This is a genomic window from Empedobacter falsenii, from assembly GCF_019308355.1.
GTDB lineage: Bacteria > Bacteroidota > Bacteroidia > Flavobacteriales > Weeksellaceae > Empedobacter > Empedobacter falsenii_B.
The window spans coordinates 1-16810 of the sequence record NZ_JAAGKM010000034.1 but is presented as its reverse complement, the minus strand read 5'-3'; the positions used below and the strand labels follow the sequence as shown (position 1 = coordinate 16810).

At 31.2% G+C, this 16810-nt stretch carries 16 protein-coding genes; 10 read left to right on the top strand and 6 right to left on the bottom strand.

Annotation, left to right across the window (positions count from 1 at the left end):
• The 3 genes from G0Q09_RS11730 to G0Q09_RS11720 all read left to right on the top strand — a co-directional run bounded on the left by G0Q09_RS11730 (nucleotide 1) and on the right by G0Q09_RS11720 (nucleotide 2756).
• Complete coding sequence (locus G0Q09_RS11730) at nucleotides 1-588, top strand: methyltransferase domain-containing protein (protein WP_115001220.1); 588 nt, start codon at nucleotides 1-3, stop codon at nucleotides 586-588.
• Between the two features lie 137 nt (nucleotides 589-725).
• The gene (locus G0Q09_RS11725; protein WP_219035007.1) at nucleotides 726-2165 is read left to right on the top strand and encodes an MBL fold metallo-hydrolase; all 1440 of its coding nucleotides are present in this window, start codon (nucleotides 726-728) and stop codon (nucleotides 2163-2165) included.
• Between the two features lie 78 nt (nucleotides 2166-2243).
• Nucleotides 2244-2756, top strand: coding sequence for a hypothetical protein (locus G0Q09_RS11720; protein WP_180906231.1), 513 nt, complete (start codon nucleotides 2244-2246; stop codon nucleotides 2754-2756).
• A 15-nt stretch (nucleotides 2757-2771) separates the two neighbouring features.
• Here the strand turns inward: G0Q09_RS11720 and G0Q09_RS11715 are convergent, their stop codons facing one another.
• The gene (locus G0Q09_RS11715; RefSeq protein WP_219035006.1) at nucleotides 2772-4013 is read right to left on the bottom strand and encodes a glycosyltransferase; all 1242 of its coding nucleotides are present in this window, start codon (nucleotides 4011-4013) and stop codon (nucleotides 2772-2774) included.
• A gap of 99 nt (nucleotides 4014-4112) precedes the next feature.
• Between G0Q09_RS11715 and G0Q09_RS11710 the strand changes: the two genes are divergently transcribed.
• The 4 genes from G0Q09_RS11710 (at nucleotide 4113) to G0Q09_RS11695 (ending at nucleotide 7106) form a co-directional block, all read left to right on the top strand.
• Entirely contained in the window at nucleotides 4113-4514 is a 402-nt protein-coding gene (locus G0Q09_RS11710; protein ID WP_219035005.1) for a hypothetical protein, read from the top strand.
• 115 nt (nucleotides 4515-4629) lie between these two features.
• Nucleotides 4630-5211 (top strand): MiaE family protein, encoded by a 582-nt coding sequence (locus G0Q09_RS11705; RefSeq protein WP_115001228.1) that lies wholly within the window; start codon nucleotides 4630-4632, stop codon nucleotides 5209-5211.
• Nucleotides 5212-5338: 127 nt separating this feature from the next.
• The gene (locus tag G0Q09_RS11700; protein WP_219035004.1) at nucleotides 5339-6361 is read left to right on the top strand and encodes an LLM class flavin-dependent oxidoreductase; all 1023 of its coding nucleotides are present in this window, start codon (nucleotides 5339-5341) and stop codon (nucleotides 6359-6361) included.
• A gap of 79 nt (nucleotides 6362-6440) precedes the next feature.
• Nucleotides 6441-7106, top strand: a complete 666-nt coding sequence (locus G0Q09_RS11695) for a DUF2490 domain-containing protein (RefSeq protein ID WP_219035003.1) — start codon at nucleotides 6441-6443, stop codon at nucleotides 7104-7106.
• An 82-nt stretch (nucleotides 7107-7188) separates the two neighbouring features.
• Here G0Q09_RS11695 and G0Q09_RS11690 read toward each other — a convergent pair whose 3' ends face one another.
• From G0Q09_RS11690 to G0Q09_RS11670, 5 genes are all read right to left on the bottom strand, one after another.
• Entirely contained in the window at nucleotides 7189-7743 is a 555-nt protein-coding gene (locus G0Q09_RS11690) for a biliverdin-producing heme oxygenase (RefSeq protein ID WP_219035002.1), read from the bottom strand.
• Entirely contained in the window at nucleotides 7733-9928 is a 2196-nt protein-coding gene (locus tag G0Q09_RS11685) for an ATP-binding protein (protein ID WP_219035001.1), read from the bottom strand. Before G0Q09_RS11685 ends, G0Q09_RS11690 begins: the two co-directional genes overlap by 11 nt.
• A 47-nt stretch (nucleotides 9929-9975) precedes the next feature.
• Nucleotides 9976-10677 (bottom strand): hypothetical protein, encoded by a 702-nt coding sequence (locus tag G0Q09_RS11680; RefSeq protein WP_219035000.1) that lies wholly within the window; start codon nucleotides 10675-10677, stop codon nucleotides 9976-9978.
• 178 nt (nucleotides 10678-10855) lie between these two features.
• Entirely contained in the window at nucleotides 10856-12742 is a 1887-nt protein-coding gene (locus tag G0Q09_RS11675) for a S9 family peptidase (RefSeq protein ID WP_219034999.1), read from the bottom strand.
• 184 nt (nucleotides 12743-12926) lie between these two features.
• A complete protein-coding gene (locus G0Q09_RS11670; RefSeq protein ID WP_236688191.1) occupies nucleotides 12927-13766 on the bottom strand; it encodes a hypothetical protein in 840 nt (279 codons plus the stop codon).
• A 258-nt stretch (nucleotides 13767-14024) separates the two neighbouring features.
• On the opposite strand from G0Q09_RS11670, the gene G0Q09_RS11665 reads away from it, so the two are divergent.
• The 3 genes from G0Q09_RS11665 (at nucleotide 14025) to G0Q09_RS11655 (ending at nucleotide 16649) form a co-directional block, all read left to right on the top strand.
• Entirely contained in the window at nucleotides 14025-14315 is a 291-nt protein-coding gene (locus tag G0Q09_RS11665) for a hypothetical protein (RefSeq protein WP_219034998.1), read from the top strand.
• 103 nt (nucleotides 14316-14418) lie between these two features.
• Nucleotides 14419-15963 (top strand): SulP family inorganic anion transporter, encoded by a 1545-nt coding sequence (locus G0Q09_RS11660; protein ID WP_038333625.1) that lies wholly within the window; start codon nucleotides 14419-14421, stop codon nucleotides 15961-15963.
• Between the two features lie 50 nt (nucleotides 15964-16013).
• Nucleotides 16014-16649, top strand: a complete 636-nt coding sequence (locus tag G0Q09_RS11655; protein WP_219034997.1) for a carbonic anhydrase — start codon at nucleotides 16014-16016, stop codon at nucleotides 16647-16649.
• Nucleotides 16650-16810 lie beyond the last annotated feature (161 nt).

Here is a 16810-nt window from a genome sequence, read left to right as displayed (position 1 = left end):
ATGGAACTGAACGAAAATTTTTGGAACGATAAATACATCACAAATCAAACTGGTTGGGATTTAAAAGCTCCTTCTACTCCACTAAAAGAGTATATCGATCAATTGGAAGATAAAAATATCAGAATTCTGATTCCAGGTTGTGGAAATGCTTACGAAGCAGAATATCTTTTGGAACAAGGCTTTACGAATATTACATTGATTGATATTTCGGAAATTGTAGTCGAAAAAATCAAAGAAAAATTTAAACATAATCCCAATATCAAAGTTCTTCATCAAGATTTTTTTGAGTTAGATGGTGAATTTGATTTGATTTTAGAACAAACTTTTTTCTGTGCGTTAGATCCAAAATTACGTCAAAGTTATAGCATCAAAATGAACGAACTGTTAGCCGAAAACGGAAAATTAGTTGGTGTATTATTCAACAGAGAATTCGGAAATAACACGCCACCTTTTGGAGGTGATAAAACTGAATATCAGACGTATTTCAACGATTATTTTGATTTCAAGGTAATGGAAAATTGTTATAATTCGATTCCTCCTCGCGCAGGAAATGAATTGTTTATTAATTTAAAAAAGATGACGAAATAACCTATGATTTCATTCATAGTTTTAGCTATAACTATCAATCTTATTTGATTTTAAATAGAAGAAAAGTATCAGAATTAGTCCATCAGAGGAAAATTCTAATTTTAATTATTTGTATTTTTACACACTAAATTATTCTTATGAAAATTGAACAAATTTACACCGGATGTCTTGCACAAGGTGCCTATTATATTGAAAGCAATGGTGAAGTTGCAATTATCGATCCATTAAGAGAAATACAATCTTACATCGATCAAGCTACAAAAGATAACGCTAAAATCAAGTATATTTTCGAGACGCATTTCCATGCAGATTTCGTTTCTGGACACGTTGATTTAGCGCAAAAAACTGGAGCTACAATTGTCTATGGGCCTACAGCAGAAACAAATTTTGATGCACATATTGCATCAGATGGAGAAGTTTTTACTTTAGGTAATATTACAATCACAGTATTGCATACACCTGGACATACAATGGAAAGTACAACGTATTTATTGAAAGATGAAAACGGTAAAGATTACGCTCTTTTTACTGGGGACACTTTATTTATTGGTGATGTTGGTCGTCCAGATTTAGCACAAAAATTAAATACAGATTTAACACAAGAAAAATTAGCAGGTTATTTATTTGATTCGTTACGAACAAAAATTATGCCTTTAGCTAATGATATAATTGTATATCCTGCTCACGGAGCGGGTTCTGCTTGTGGAAAAAACATGAGTAAAGAAACTTTTGATACATTAGGAAATCAAAAAGAAGTAAATTATGCGTTGAATCCTAACATGACAAAAGAAGAGTTTATCGTAGAATTAACTTCAGGATTATTACCTCCTCCATTCTATTTTCCAGAAAATGTAATGATGAACAAATTGGGTGTTGAATCTTTGGATGTAGTGAAAGAACGTGCGAATAAAGCTTTATTTCCAGACGAATTTATGCAAGTTGCGGAAGATACAAATGCGTTAATTTTAGATGTTCGCGATCCTCAAACTTTTGCAGCTGGATTTATTCCAAACTCCATCAATATTGGAATTAGAGGAAATTTTGCACCTTGGGTTGGTACATTAATCACAGATATCAAACAACCAATTTTGTTAATTGCAGAAATTGGTGAAGAAGAGGAAGCGGTAACACGTTTGGCTCGTGTCGGATATGACAATGTAATCGGATTTTTGAACAATGGTTTCCAAGCTTGGGCTGAAGCTGAAAAAGATTTCGATGAAATTGTTTCGGTTTCTCCAGAAGAGTTTGTAGAGTTAGTTGATGAAACTGAATTAAAAATTTTGGACGTTCGTAAGCCAGGTGAATATGAAACTTCTCACGTAGAAGGTGCAATTACAGCTCCATTAGATTTCATCAACGAATCAATGAAATTAATCGATCCAGAAGAAACCTATTTGGTACATTGTGCAGGAGGATATCGTTCAATGATTTTCTCTTCAATTTTACGCGCTCGTGGTTACGAAAATTTGATTGACGTTGCTGGAGGTTTTGGTAAAATAAAAGAAGTTGAAGGTGTTAAAATTGTAGAAGGAACTTCGCCTTGTCAATCAGGAAATAATTCTTGTTCAACGAAATAAACAATTTATTTTAAATAATAACGTTATAGCCTTGGGATAATCAAGGCTTTTTTTATATTCGTCATCTAAATTCATCCAATGAAAAAATTGTTATTCATCGCCTCTCTTTTTACATGTATTACCGCTTTTGCTCAACAGAAAATACATGGAGCTGAATCGTTTGCGTTAACTATTCCAAAAGATTTTCAACGTACAGTTGGGTTAAATGATTATGCAACTATTCAATTTGAAAGTCTTGCTCCAAAGCCGAATTCGTATGGATTTGTGATTTTTGAACACAAAGATGAATTAAAATTGGCAGATTCTAATTTGGATATGATTGATTATACGCTAAATTCTATCGAGCCATATAAAACACAAAAAGGGTTTAATTATATCAAAAAACCTTATGTTGCCTACGAACAGGGATTCAATTATGCTTATACCGAATTTGAAACAAATGATCCCGAATCTGGACATATTTATTTCTTGCAAACTGTAATCGAAACGAAAGAATTTGTCTATCAGATTTTACAATATTGCAGTTTCGAAAATCAAGAAATAATGAAAAGCGATTTTGTCAAAATTGTAAATAGCTTCAAAGTAGAATAATCAACAAAAACCACCCTATTTCGAAAGGTTTTTGTTTTTCTGTTCAATCCAAAGTGACATATATTTTGTACTTTGATGATGATGATGTTGCAAAATTTGACCAATAAAATTTTGATTTCGATGTTGGATTAAATTTGCTTCAATCGATTTAATTTTCTCTAAAAAATCAGCTTCAAATTTATTTTTATTGTAATTCTCGTTCAGAATTTTGATTCCATTTTGTTGAGCAATTTCCCACTCTTTCTCATTATTGTAAAGCAAAATAGCTTTCTCCACAAACGCTTCAAAATCATCTTCTACAAAACCATTCCAATCAAAATTATCTTTCATTGCTTCTGCTCCAATCGTAGTCGTAACCGAAGGAGTTCCAGTTTGCATTGCATCCACAAACTTTCCTTTTACACCAGCGCCAAAATTAATCGGCGCCAACAAAACTTTGTAATTTGACATCGTTTCTTGCGCATTTTCTGCTCTACTTTTGATCAAAAATCGTTCGGAAGGATTATTTAATTGCAAAACTTTTTGCGTTGCATAAGCACCATAAATATGTAATTCAGCTTTCGGAAGTTTCTTTCTCAAAATTGGCCAAATTTCTTTTTTTAAGGTCTGAACACAATTAAAATTAGGTTCATGAATAAAATTTCCGATAAACATAAAATATTCTCTTTCTTCAAAACTTTTCCAAGAATTAATTTTTTCTTCTGTAATTTCATTTTCTAAAAAAGGCAAATAATACAAGATTTTTTCATCAATTTTAAATTGATTTTGTAGAATTTCTATTTCCTTTTTCGAAATCATCAACGATAAATCACAGCGTAAAATAGACGCTATTTCTCGTTTTGCTAAATCAGAAAACAATAAATCTTCTGTAAATTCTATTCCTTTTTTAGCTGCTTCTTGTCGCGCATTTCGTAGAAAATGTAAATCTTCTGTGTCCAAAATTTTCAATGCATTTGGACATTCTTTCGAAACTCGCCAACCATATTGTTCTTCAATCATAAAACGATCAAAAAGAACAATTTCAGGATTTAATTGTTTAATAAAATTATCAAAACTTTCATCATTTAACTGAATTACAACTTCTTTTATTCCTTTCAAAATCAAATCAAAACTATAATCAGATTTTGAAGCAGCGCAGGCAAAAGTTATCTCAAATTCAGCTTTTTGGAAACAATCAATTAACTGAATCATTCGAGTTCCTGCCGCAGAAGAAGTTGGTTCTGGCCAAACTTGACCAATGATTAAAAGTTTTTTCATCCCACAAAATTACACTTTCTGTTTCTTAATTGGAAGATTAAATATTATACACCCAATTTGGCTTATTTTAATGTAAATTTGCAGCTAAAATTATATAAAATGTCTTATCAAACTGTTTTTGAAGAATTTTTCGGGCAAGTAAAATCAAGTATCAAAGAAGGAACTTTTGCAAAACTTACAATGGCCAAAACTATTGGAGATACTGATCTTAAAAATATATTTGTTCGTTTACATCTTTTAGAAAATAATGAGTACAATTTTGCCTTCACATTTCGTTATAAAACCGAAGAAGTTGAGCAATTTCATAGTGTTGAACAGACTTTTTTAATTTTGAGTTCTTACATCAAAAATCCATTTACAAATGCTTTATTATTTACAACTGAAAAAGATTTGATTTTTAAAGTGAACAAAAAAAATGCAGCAAGTTTGACGGAACAAGCACCAACTTTCAAACATGCATCGGATGTGATATTAGAAATGATTGAGAAAAAAATTATCTAATAAAATTAGTGCTCAATTTATGAATTTACTTGATTCCTGAATAAATGATAAGAATCTTGATGTGCAATTTTACACAATATAATTTCGTAAATTTGAACTTTAAGAATTTTCGAAAATGCTTGGATTAAAACTTTTAACAGACCCACGTTGGGCTGATATTGCGGAAAGAAATTTAGAAGAAATTTTAACAGATCATGCCTGGTGCGAACAAAAAGCAGCGACAAATGCGATAACAATGATTGCATATAATTCTGAACATGACGAATTTATTCAGGAAATGTCGGATATTGCAATCGAAGAAATGCAACATTTCAAAATGGTTGTAGAAATTATCGAGCGTCGTGGATACAAATTAGGTCGCGAGCGAAAAGATGATTATGTTGGTCAGTTGATGAAATTTTGTAAAAAAGATGGTTCCCGTAATATGGCTTTTGTGGATCGTTTGTTATTTGCTGCGATGATTGAAGCCAGAAGTTGTGAGCGTTTTAGAACATTATCTCAAAATATTAATGACGAAGAATTAGCAAAATTTTACTATGATTTGATGGTTTCGGAAGCGAATCATTACACAACTTTCTTAAATTTTGCTCGAAAACTTTCAACTGATGTTGATGTTGACAAACGTTGGAAAGAATGGTTGGATTTTGAAGGAAATTTGATTCAATCTTACGGAAATAAAGAAGCTATACACGGATAAAAACCCGTTTAAAAATAAGAAAAAAGAGTTCATTCGATTAAATTTGAATGAACTCTTTTTTCTTTCCTATCCTACATCAATTTAAATCTAAAATTCTATACGTAAATTTGACTAAATCTAAAATAGTATGGAATTAGGAATAGGAATGTTTGGCGATCTACATATTGATCCTAAAACTGGTTATACACAAACTCCTCAACAACGTATGAGTGAGATTATAGAAGAAGTGAAATTAATGGACGAAATTGGATTAGATTTCTTTGGAATTGGAGAACATCATCGTCCTGATTACGCAGTTTCTTCTCCAGAAATTATTTTGGCTGCTTTGTCTACAGTTACAAAAAATATTAAGTTGGGAAGTGCCGTTTCTGTCATCAGTTCTACAGATCCCGTAAAGTTGTATCAAGATTTTGCTAGTGTTGACAATTTATCGAATGGTCGTGCTGAAATTATGGCTGGACGCGGTTCATTCATCGAATCTTTTCCTCTTTTCGGTTATGATTTAAACGATTACGATGCTCTTTTTGATGAAAAACTTCGTTTACTTTTAGATTTAAATAAAAACGAAGTAATCAATTGGCGCGGAAAATTTAGAATGCCAATTATTAATCAAAGTGTTTATCCAAAGCCTGTGCAAGAAAAACTACCTATTTGGATTGCTGTTGGCGGAACAAAATCATCAATTGTACGTGCTGCAACATTAGGTTTACCTATTATTTTCGCGATTATTGGAGGCAATCCTGCTGATTTTAACTATCTGTTCGAAATTTATAAACAAGTTTATATCGAAAATGGTCATGATATTAAAACGATGCAAATTGGCGTTCACATGCACTCTTTTTTTGGAGAAGATAGCGAAAAAATTGCAGAAGAATATTTTCCAATTTATGGTGCACAAATGAATAGAATTGGAGCAAGTAGAGGTTGGCCAAAATATACAAAACCACAGTTTGACTATGGACGTTCTACAAATGGACATTTGATTGTTGGAGACGCTTCTTTAGCGGTTGATCGTATTTTGAAATATCAGGAAATGTTTGGTTTAACTCGTTTTTCTGCACACATGGACGTGGGAGCGCCAAATCACTTGGATATGATGAAATCTATCGAAATTTTTGGAAAAGATATTCTACCAAAAGTGAAAATGTAACAAAATAAATTTAATTTATAATGACAAAAGACACGATTCGTTTTCGTGTCTTTTTTTATTTTTCGTTAAAATTGAATGAATGAAGAAAATATTAGCCTGTTTTATTGTTTTAGCCAACTTCGGTGTGCATGCACAAGAAAGTAATTTTAGAACTTGGAATACCTTAAATATCAATCAAAAAATCAATAAAGATTTTAATTTTCAGTCGGATATACAATATCGTTCGTACGAAGATTTAGATCAGTTACAACAACTTTTGATTCGTGGAGGAATTGGTTACAACTTAACCGAAAATAACAATACAATTTTAGCTGGTTACGCCTACATTCAAAACAGAACTCCTACTGCTACAGACGATTATGCTCATAGTCACGAACATCGTTTGTATCAACAATTCAATACAAAACATGCTTTACAACGTTTTAATTTCGCGCATCGCTTTCGTGTCGAAGAACGCTTTTTAGAAAATGATACACAATTTAGATTTCGTTATCAATTGACTGCAACTGTTCCGCTAAATAATGCCAAATTAATCGAAAACACGTGGTATTTGAAAGCGTATGATGAGATTTTTCTACAAACTGTAAAAGATAAAACGTTTGATAGAAATCGACTTGGTTTAAGCTTTGGTTACGTTATTTCGCCTACTTTTAGTTTAGAAGCTGGTTACATGTTACAAAGTCTTAAAGCATCTCATACCGATCATTTGATGATTGGATTAACAGTTAATAATCTGATAAAATAGCTTATCTTAATTAGGATAATTTACACTTGAATATAATTATTCTAATCAATAATTTTAATTACTTCATAAAAAAATATTTTTTCTAAGCAAAACTTATCAAATCTTCGTAGGCTTTTTTAGCACCTTCAAAAACTTGTTGTTGCTCTTCTTCTGTTGTAAATTCTTGATTGATATAACCAATAAAAGTTTTCCAGATTTGACCAAGGTTTTCACCATAATGTCCAAAATAATTGAAACTTTTATTCTCTAAAAATGGATACTTTTTCAGTGTTTTTGCAATAACATTTCCGCCAAGCATGGAACCTTCTATCACATACAAAGCTCCAATTGCTTCGGCTCTATTTTGTAATTCAAATTGTTTTGGCACATTCAATTCTTCTAAGCCCAACTCGTTAATATCTTGTTGAATCAAAGACAATTTATTGAGTTTTGTTAAGGCTAAATTTTCTAAGTCTTTTTCATTCAAAAATTCTTTAATAGAATCTTCATACGATTTTAGAAAAATATGATTAACCTGCAACATTTTATAGTAATTTTTATCTGTAAATGTGCTGTTAAACAATTTATTCGACTCTAATTTATCTTCAATTTCTTTGTGATAAACCGCTGTTTTTTCTTTTAAATAATCAGATAGCATTCGTTAGATTTTTTTTAAATGTTAATATAAAAGTTGTTCCTTCTCCTACTCTACTCTCAAAAGATATACCACCATTCATTCTATCCATCATTCTATGCGCAATCGAAAGTCCAACTCCGTTTCCAGAAATGTTTCCAGTGTTAGACATTCTGCTAAATAGCTTGAACATTTTATTATAATCTTCTTCTTTTATACCAATTCCGTTATCTTTTATTTTGAAGATAACTTCTTTATTATTGATTTCAGATGATATTTCAATCTTTGGATGTTTTGCTTGAGAGGAATATTTTATTGCATTACCAATAATATTCAGAAAAACCTCATAAAACATCGTTTTATCTCCCAAAACATTATGTATTTCTTCTACAACAACTTCAGTATTGTTAATTTTATAATACAACAAAACATCGTGTATAATCTTTTCTATGATTGGCTTTGTTTCGATTGTAGACAATACAATTTCTGATTTTTTAGCTTTACTCAACGCCAAAAGATCCTGCATCATTTGTGTCATTCGATCAATTTCTTCAATAACACTTTTTAATCGATCATTTTTAATTTCATCATCTTTCAAACTTCTTTGAAGCATCTGACAATTCAATTTCATCACCGATAAAGGTGTACGTAAATCGTGAGAAACTGTATAGGTAAACGAGTCTAATTCGTCATTTATTTCCTTTAATTGCTCATATAAACTATGAATTTTGAATGATTGTAAATGAAGTGTTTCTATAATTAACTTTATTACTTCTTTGGCAACATATTTCTCCTTATCTAACCAAATAAACGATTTATTCTTAATATTCTCTTGCCAAATTTTGAAAGAAGTTCGAGGAGAAAAACTATGTATTTCATCGCCATTTATAACATCTACATTTTTAATTTTACTTGGTTCTCCAGCCCAATCTAAGGTTTGAACTTGTTCTTTTTTGAACCAAATAATAAAATGTTCGTACGTTTGATTTAGAAAACAAAACATTACTCCTGCCGAATTTGGACTAAGATTAAGTTCTTGTCCATAATCTAAATAAAAAGTATTTGAAGTGAATAAACGTGCCGAGTTTCTTTTAAATGCCCACTCTTTTATACGTAAAATCTCATGTTTATCTGGTGTTTCTCCTTCCACAAAAACATCATCAAAATTAACCAATGCAATTCCATTTGCCTTTGTAAGGTTAAGAACCTCTTTTAGATTATTGTTCATTGATTGCTGAAGATTCTCTTCGGTTAAAAGATTCTCTTTCAGCTTGATTGCAGTTTCATTAAAATAATTTTGGAACTTTAATCGTTCAGTTGATTTAAAATTCACATAAGTCAACCTTGCTTGACGCGTCAATAATTCAGTTTGCAAACGAACTTGATTTGGAATAAATTTTGGCTTGGAATTCTGACATGCTACAATTCCCCACAATTTTTCGTTAATTACAATAGAAATAGAGAAACTTGCTTCACAATTAGCATTGCGTAAATACTGTAGATGTATCGGAGAAAGTGCTCTAACAGAAGAGTACATCAAGTTTATTTTTTGATAATTCTCATTACTAATTAAAATGATTCTTTTACTATCAACATCTGCAACCAAACGGCTTTTTTTCTTTAAATACAGTTGACGTGCTTGTTTAGGAATATCAAATTCTGGAAAACGCAACCCCATATAAGAATCTAATCCCTTATCACTTTCTTCCGCTATAACAACGCCACTACCATCTTCCAAAAATTTATACAACATTACTCTCTCGTAATGAATCAAACTCTTGATAGATGAAATCAACCTATCCCAAGTTGAGCTTATAGACTTAGAGTACAGGATTTGTTCAGAAAAATTATAATAAGCTAATCTGTTTTCTAAAATAATTAATTCTTCTAACTCCAAATAAATCAATTCATCAAAATGATAAACTGTTAAATGGTAGGTTTTTGAATTAACTTTTGTATTAGTTCGGTAAAATTCACCTTGTTCTAAATTCAAAACCTCATCAAAATCAAGCTCAAAATCATGAAGTTGATTAATATGTTGGCTTAATATCTTTTCAGTAGAAATTTTAAATAATTCATCAATATTTTGAGAAAAAAATTCAATTTGATGCGAATTTTTATGAATTCCTATCAAATATCCAAAAGGTTGAATTTCGTTGAGAAACTGAATTTCTTCGTCTTCACAATTTTTGATGATTTGGTTGATCATATAAATGGTTTAGGAGTGTAATTATGAATCTAAGGTAAATTTATTTTTTAATCTTCTTGTCTTTTAATTTTCAGAATATAGTTTTCTAACTCTAATTCGTCAGTATCCACTAATTCAAAATCATTAAAATGAGTTAAAATTTTCTCAAAAAATGCTGTAACTTTTTCTTTTTCTAACGATGGATGAACTTTAATTCCGTTAAATTTTATGTTCTTCATATAGACATAAAAATCGTAATCAAAATCGGTTTCTCCTAAATATGTATTGGCAATTTTTCCTTTCCATTTAATGTCAAAAACACCAAATTCTTCTGTATCTAAAAACGTAATTTCGTGCTGAGCAACTGTGTCATTTCCTAACATCGAAATACCAAAAGCAAGGTTTTCAGGTTCGTCCAAATTCACTGGAAGTGAATCAATTTCGAATGTTTTTTTATTGAGTTGATTAAAATCTAATTGCACATCATTTTTGATCTTTATTCCTTTATTGTTCCAATATGTACTCGAGATGATTGCGTGATCATAATTAATCCAAAGTTGCTTTTCGGCATTCTCTTCAGAAATGTCATCTATTTCATCTAAATCATCTTTATATTCTTCTTCTTCGTCATAATTATCTGACTCTAAATGAAGATCCATCCAAAGGTCAAAATTTTCATCAAGGCGAGCACTCCAAACAAAATCTATTACTTTGTGTCCGTTTGTAAATGGGCTATTCGAAAAATATATTTTGTTATTATCCTTACTCATAAATTGGGTTTTGACTTATGTTTTTGAATTTACAACGATTATTCTACTCTACAAAATTTTAAAAAATAATTGGTTCGTTTATTAGATATTGTCATTGATTTTCAAAGAAATAAAAAAAGTGCAATTTCTATAGAAATTGCACTTTTAAATTATAGTTATGATTTATAAATCAAATGAATTACAATGTTTCTTTTAACCACTTGAAAAATTCTGTATGCCAAATCACAGAATTTTGTGGTTTTAACACCCAGTGATTTTCTTCAGGGAAATAAATAAAACGAGATTTGATTCCTTTCAATTGTAAAATTTGATAAGCCTCTTGTCCTTGTCCCATTGGCACGCGATAATCATGACCTCCAACATAAATTAACATTGGCGTATTCCATTTATTTACTAATTCTGTACTACTTGGATCAAATTTAGAGTACGTTTTTTGCGCAGCTTTGTTATTTGTTTCCCACCAAGCACCACCAGCATCCCAGTTTGTAAAGAAAATTTCTTCTGTAGTTCCGTACATCGATTTCAAATCGAAAACACCATTATGTGCAATAAAAGACTTGAAACGACCTTCGTGAATACCTGCTAAATAATAAACAGAATATCCTCCGTAAGATGCACCAACAGCACCAAGACGATCTTTATCTACATAAGATTCTTTCGAGATATCATCAATCGCAGCCAAATAATCTTGCATTACTTGTCCTCCCCAATCTTTAGAAATTTGCTCATTCCACTCTACTCCATGACCTGGCATTCCACGACGGTTTGGCGCAATTACAATATACCCTTGTGCTGCCATTAATTGGAAATTCCAACGAGGAGAATAAAATTGCGTTAAAGCAGATTGTGGTCCACCTTGACAATACAATAAAGTTGGATACTTTTTATTCGGATCAAAATTTGGTGGATAAATTACCCATGCAAACATTTCTTTTCCGTCTGTAGTTTTAATTTTACGTGCTTTTACATCACTCAACGCAATGTTATCGAAGATATCTTTGTTTTCGTTTGTTAATTGCGTTAATGCTCCAGATTTCAAATCAACTACATAAATTTCTGCAGCGTGATTGATATCTGTTTTTGTAACAATTGCTTTATTACCAACAATTTCTTTGATGTCTGCAATGTCAAAATCACCTTTTGTAATTTGTTTGATGAAAGGCATTTTTCTCATTTTGAAGTTTACATCAACCTCAAATAATTGAATTGTTCCTCCTACTGGCGCATTGAAATAAATTTTGTTACCATCATTGCTCCATTTATAACCTTGTACGGTTCCGTCCCAATGTTTTGTAATATTCATTTCGATATCACCACGACGAACGATTAAGTCATTTTTATCTGCCTCGTAACCATCGCGCTCCATGCTCAAAAATGCAAAATCTCCTTGAGAAGAAAAACTTGGTGTATTGTCATAACCCATTTTTCCTTCTGTGATATTTTTCGTCGTTTTCGTTGCTAAATCGTATTGATAAATATCTGTATTTGTGCTTAATGCGTAATCCGTTCCAAATTCCTTCTTAGAAACATACAAAACTTTTGTTCCATCTGGCGTCCAAACAAATTCTGATACAGAATATGGTTCGTCTTTTAAAACATCAATTTTAGTCGAACCTTCTTTATTTTCTGATACAAATAAATGATCGTAATTACCATCATTCCAAGTATCCCAATGTCTGTAATTTAATTCGTTATAAATCTGCACATTCGATTTGTCCATTTCTGGATAATAATCAGAACCAAAAACTTTTTGTAATTTAACTTTATCAATTTCTGCTTTATATTGTTGAGATTTATTCAACGATTCATCAGCCAAAAGTGTTTTATAATCTTCGATTTCTGAAGCTTTTCCTCCTGCCAACGAAATCATATACGTTTTCGACGTATCTTCTTGCGTTTTAACATTAGTAGAAGTTACTTTGTAAATCAGATTTTTTTGATCTTTCGTTACTCCAACTGGAGCTACTTTTTTTACTTGCCAAAGAAGTTCTGGCGTCATTACTTTTTGTCCCATTGCTGTTGTCGATATCAAGATACTTGCGACTAATACAGAAAATCTATTCATGTTAATTTCAAATCTAAATAATTGTAAAAGTAACAATTCTTTATCGAGAAAGGTAAATTTATAGATAAAAAAAGACATCATCCAGTACAAATTGTACTTAAATGATGTCTCCGCTAATAATTTTTTTCAAATCGTCTAATCGATTCTTAAAATTAGGCTATATATTTTATATTAAACCACTTAATTAAAAGTTTAACTTATTTTTATGAGTAAAAACTGGAATAATTGCTCCAAAAACTAAATTCTGTTGAGAGAATACAATATCTTGTTTTGCTTTATCAGCTTTGTTTGCAGTTGTACGAATATCACTTAAGTTAGCATATCCACCTTTTAATTCGGCTTGTACAAAGAAATAATCCCAAAAAGTAAAGTTGATCCCAACCATTGCAGCTGTAGCAAAACCTGCTAAGTGAAACTCATCATAACGTTCATTACCCATCAATTTTACGTTAGAACGTGGATATAAAATCCCTGCTCCCAAACCAGCTGTTACGTTAACATCGATTCCTTTTCCATTTTTTGTAATTGGGAAATGTTGAATATTATCAAAACGACGAACCTCTAAATTAGCATAGTTCAAACCATCTGTATGTTCAAACGTTAAGAAATCTTCTGTTAATTTTTGATCAACATTATTATATGTTCCATCGTAATCTGAACCTGTGTTGATGTGACCATTCATTTTTACAACTTGGTCTTGATCCATCACATATTTCATGTGGTCAATCCCGAAAGAGATATTCCAATTATCCGAAACAAAGTAACCTAAACGGAAGTTATATTGCGGAATCGTCATAGAACTTGGATTGAAATACTTGATTCCAAAAGAAGTTTGACGGTCATGAGCTGCTACATTATCTAACGTAAAATCGTATCCATCTCCTTTGAACTGAATATCTGATTTTGTATACTGCGCGTGATTCCAACCCCAATAAACATAAAATTTACCTTTATTATTTTTCCCTTGCCCGAAAGTAGTTGCAACTAAAGCAACTAAAAACATTACACTTATATACTTTCTCAAAATTTAACTTTTTGCAAATTTATTCTTAAAAAAATTGTGTAAAAATGATTTATGATATCAATTTTATATCTAGACAATATTTAAAATCAATAAACATTGTTAAGCGTCATAAAATAAAATGATAAATATTTATTAAAAATGATGTTCTCTATTTTGTAATTAAAAATTAAAATATATTTTTGTGACATAATGAAAGACTACCTGATAAAACATAGCATTGGAATTTTTTTCACGCTTCTTTTGGTGTTCAGTACGAACATGCAAGGGTTAGCGGGTTATGTAGATTATCAGATGAGATTGGAGCAGCAAGACAAAAAAGATTCTTCTGACAATGATCAAAAAGCTTTGTTTTCTCAAACTTCAACTGAAGAAGAAAATAATCAGAAAAATTCTTCGAGCGAAATTACAGAAAAAATACATTATTTCCACGAAATAAAATTGTTTACATTTTTTAATGTGAAACAAATTACATATTCGGATTTTCATCATTCTAATGCATATGCATCTTTAGATAATGGTGTGACAACTCCACCTCCTGAATTAGTTTAATTTTTTAATTGATTTTTTGCATCATCCTATTCAAATCTATTGAATGGATAGCAAATTTATTTTTATCATTTCAAATTATTAAATAATTCATTTTAAAACTATTATGAATCTTTTTCAAAATTGGAAAAAGGACATACCTGCGAGTATTGTTGTCTTTTTCGTAGCATTGCCTTTATGTTTAGGTGTTGCGTTGGCCAGTGGTGCGCCTTTATTTGCCGGAATTATTGCGGGAATTGTAGGAGGAATTGTTGTTGGTCTTATTTCTAAATCTCAAATTGGTGTTTCTGGTCCTGCGGCTGGTTTGGTCGTTATTGTATTAACTGCTATTACAGATTTGGGTGCTTACGAACTATTTTTAGTCGCGGTTGTTATCGCCGGAATTTTTCAAATATTACTAGGTATTCTAAAAGCCGGAGTTATTGGTTATTACTTTCCATCTTCGGTGATTAAAGGAATGTTATGTGCGATTGGTATTTCAATTTTCTTGAAACAAATTCCATTAGCGTTAGGCTATACAGAAACATTTAGTTTTAGTAATTTTAGTTTAGATTTTATCACGCCAGGAGCCATTATTATTACAGCAATCTCTTTATTTATCTTGATTGTTTGGGATAATATTTTAGGAAAAAAATCAAACTTTTTCAAATTATTACCAGGATCATTAGTAGCTGTATTAGTAGGTATTTTGTACCAAGTTACAATTGGTGATACCAACCACGAAGTATTTTCTATCGACCACAATTTATTAGTAAAAGTTCCTGTTCCTGAAAGTGTTTCAGATTTCTTAGGACAATTTACTATGCCCGATTTCGCCTCTGGATTAACAAATCCTATGGTTTGGCAAGTTGCATTTACCATCGCAATTGTAGCGTCATTAGAGACTTTATTATCTGTAGAAGCAACTGATAAATTAGATCCTTTAAAGCGTCAAACACCTACAAATCGAGAATTGATTGCACAAGGTGTCGGAAACTCTTTAGCTGGTTTAATTGGAGGTTTACCTGTTACGCAAGTTATTGTACGTTCATCTGCAAATGCAATGAGTGGCGGGCTTACAAAACTTTCTACAATTACGCACGGTGTTTTATTATTAGTGAGTGTGATCTCTATTCCAATGTTTTTAAATTTAATTCCAAATGCGGTTTTAGCTTCTATTCTATTGGTTATTGGATACAAATTAGGTAATCCGAAACAATTCTTGGATATGAAAAAATTAGGAAAAGATCAGTTAATTCCGTTCGCAGTAACAGTTATTGCAATTTTGGCAACAGATTTATTAAAAGGTATCATCATTGGTCTTATTGTTGGTGTAGTGGTTTCGTTAATCAAATCGTACAACAACTCGCACGTAATGTTGGTGAAAGAAGGAAATGTTTTCCATATGAATTTTGCTGAGGAGGTAACGTTTGTAAACCGCGGTGCAATTGTAAAAGAATTAGATGGTTTGAAACCTGGTTCTAATCTTGAATTAGATGTTCGTAAAACACGAATTTTAGATTATGATATTATTGAATATTTAGATGAATTTAAAGTCAAAGCAAAAAATAATAACATTAATATTCGACTAATTTCCGAACGTGGAACAGTCGATAATCCCCCATCATTCAGAGAGTTTTTTGGTTACGTCTTAGTTGCTGGAGCTCATTAATCTGTAAAAAACATATAAAAATTAAAACACCCACAATAAAATTAAATATAATGAAAGCAAATACATCAGAAACTCAAGCGACAACAACTCCAGAGAAAGCGTTAGAATTTTTAAAAGAAGGAAATGCAAGATTTGTTCAAAACTTAAAAGCAAACAGAGATTTACTTTCGCAAGTGAATGATACAAGAGAGGGACAATGGCCGTTTGCGGTTGTTTTGAGCTGTATTGATAGCCGTACTTCTGCGGAACTAATTTTCGATCAAGGTTTAGGAGATATTTTCAGTGTACGAATTGCTGGTAATTTCGTTAATCAAGATATTTTAGGTTCGATGGAATTTGGAACAAATGTGGCTGGCTCTAAATTGATTGTTGTCTTAGGACACTCTAAATGTGGCGCTTTGAAAGGCGGATTAGACGCTGAAGCAATTCACAAAACCGGAATGAATAATTTGTGTCATTTGGTTGATCATTTCAATCCAATTATCGACGAAATTATAAAAGACGGTGAAGAACGTTCTTCTAAAAATGCAGATTTATTAGAAAGATTAAATCACCAGAACGTTATACAAACAATAGAAGACATTCGTAACCAAAGTACAACCTTGAACACCTTAGAAAAAGAAGGGAAAATCAAGATAATAGGTGCAAACTACTGTGTAGATTCAGGCGTTGTAACTTGGTTATAAAACAATTAATTCTTTAGATATTTTTTAGTAATGTAAGAATCCGTCTCACAACAAAATTTGAGGCGGATTTTTTATTTCGGTAAAATGTATATTATTTTGGAAAATAGAAAAAGTTGTCCTCTTTAGGCAACTTTCTTTCTTAGATTGTGTGCTAAAGCGTG

Coding starts and splice junctions, on each gene's coding strand:
- G0Q09_RS11720 (WP_180906231.1), top strand. CDS start 2,244: ATGAAAAAATTGTTATTCATCGCCTCTCTTTTTACATGTATTACCGCT.
- G0Q09_RS11680 (WP_219035000.1), bottom strand. CDS start 10,677: ATGAGTAAGGATAATAACAAAATATATTTTTCGAATAGCCCATTTACA.
- G0Q09_RS11730 (WP_115001220.1), top strand. CDS start 1: ATGGAACTGAACGAAAATTTTTGGAACGATAAATACATCACAAATCAA.
- G0Q09_RS11655 (WP_219034997.1), top strand. CDS start 16,014: ATGAAAGCAAATACATCAGAAACTCAAGCGACAACAACTCCAGAGAAA.
- G0Q09_RS11715 (WP_219035006.1), bottom strand. CDS start 4,013: ATGAAAAAACTTTTAATCATTGGTCAAGTTTGGCCAGAACCAACTTCT.
- G0Q09_RS11705 (WP_115001228.1), top strand. CDS start 4,630: ATGCTTGGATTAAAACTTTTAACAGACCCACGTTGGGCTGATATTGCG.
- G0Q09_RS11675 (WP_219034999.1), bottom strand. CDS start 12,742: ATGAATAGATTTTCTGTATTAGTCGCAAGTATCTTGATATCGACAACA.
- G0Q09_RS11665 (WP_219034998.1), top strand. CDS start 14,025: ATGCAAGGGTTAGCGGGTTATGTAGATTATCAGATGAGATTGGAGCAG.
- G0Q09_RS11660 (WP_038333625.1), top strand. CDS start 14,419: ATGAATCTTTTTCAAAATTGGAAAAAGGACATACCTGCGAGTATTGTT.
- G0Q09_RS11695 (WP_219035003.1), top strand. CDS start 6,441: ATGAAGAAAATATTAGCCTGTTTTATTGTTTTAGCCAACTTCGGTGTG.
- G0Q09_RS11685 (WP_219035001.1), bottom strand. CDS start 9,928: ATGATCAACCAAATCATCAAAAATTGTGAAGACGAAGAAATTCAGTTT.
- G0Q09_RS11710 (WP_219035005.1), top strand. CDS start 4,113: ATGTCTTATCAAACTGTTTTTGAAGAATTTTTCGGGCAAGTAAAATCA.
- G0Q09_RS11725 (WP_219035007.1), top strand. CDS start 726: ATGAAAATTGAACAAATTTACACCGGATGTCTTGCACAAGGTGCCTAT.
- G0Q09_RS11690 (WP_219035002.1), bottom strand. CDS start 7,743: ATGCTATCTGATTATTTAAAAGAAAAAACAGCGGTTTATCACAAAGAA.
- G0Q09_RS11700 (WP_219035004.1), top strand. CDS start 5,339: ATGGAATTAGGAATAGGAATGTTTGGCGATCTACATATTGATCCTAAA.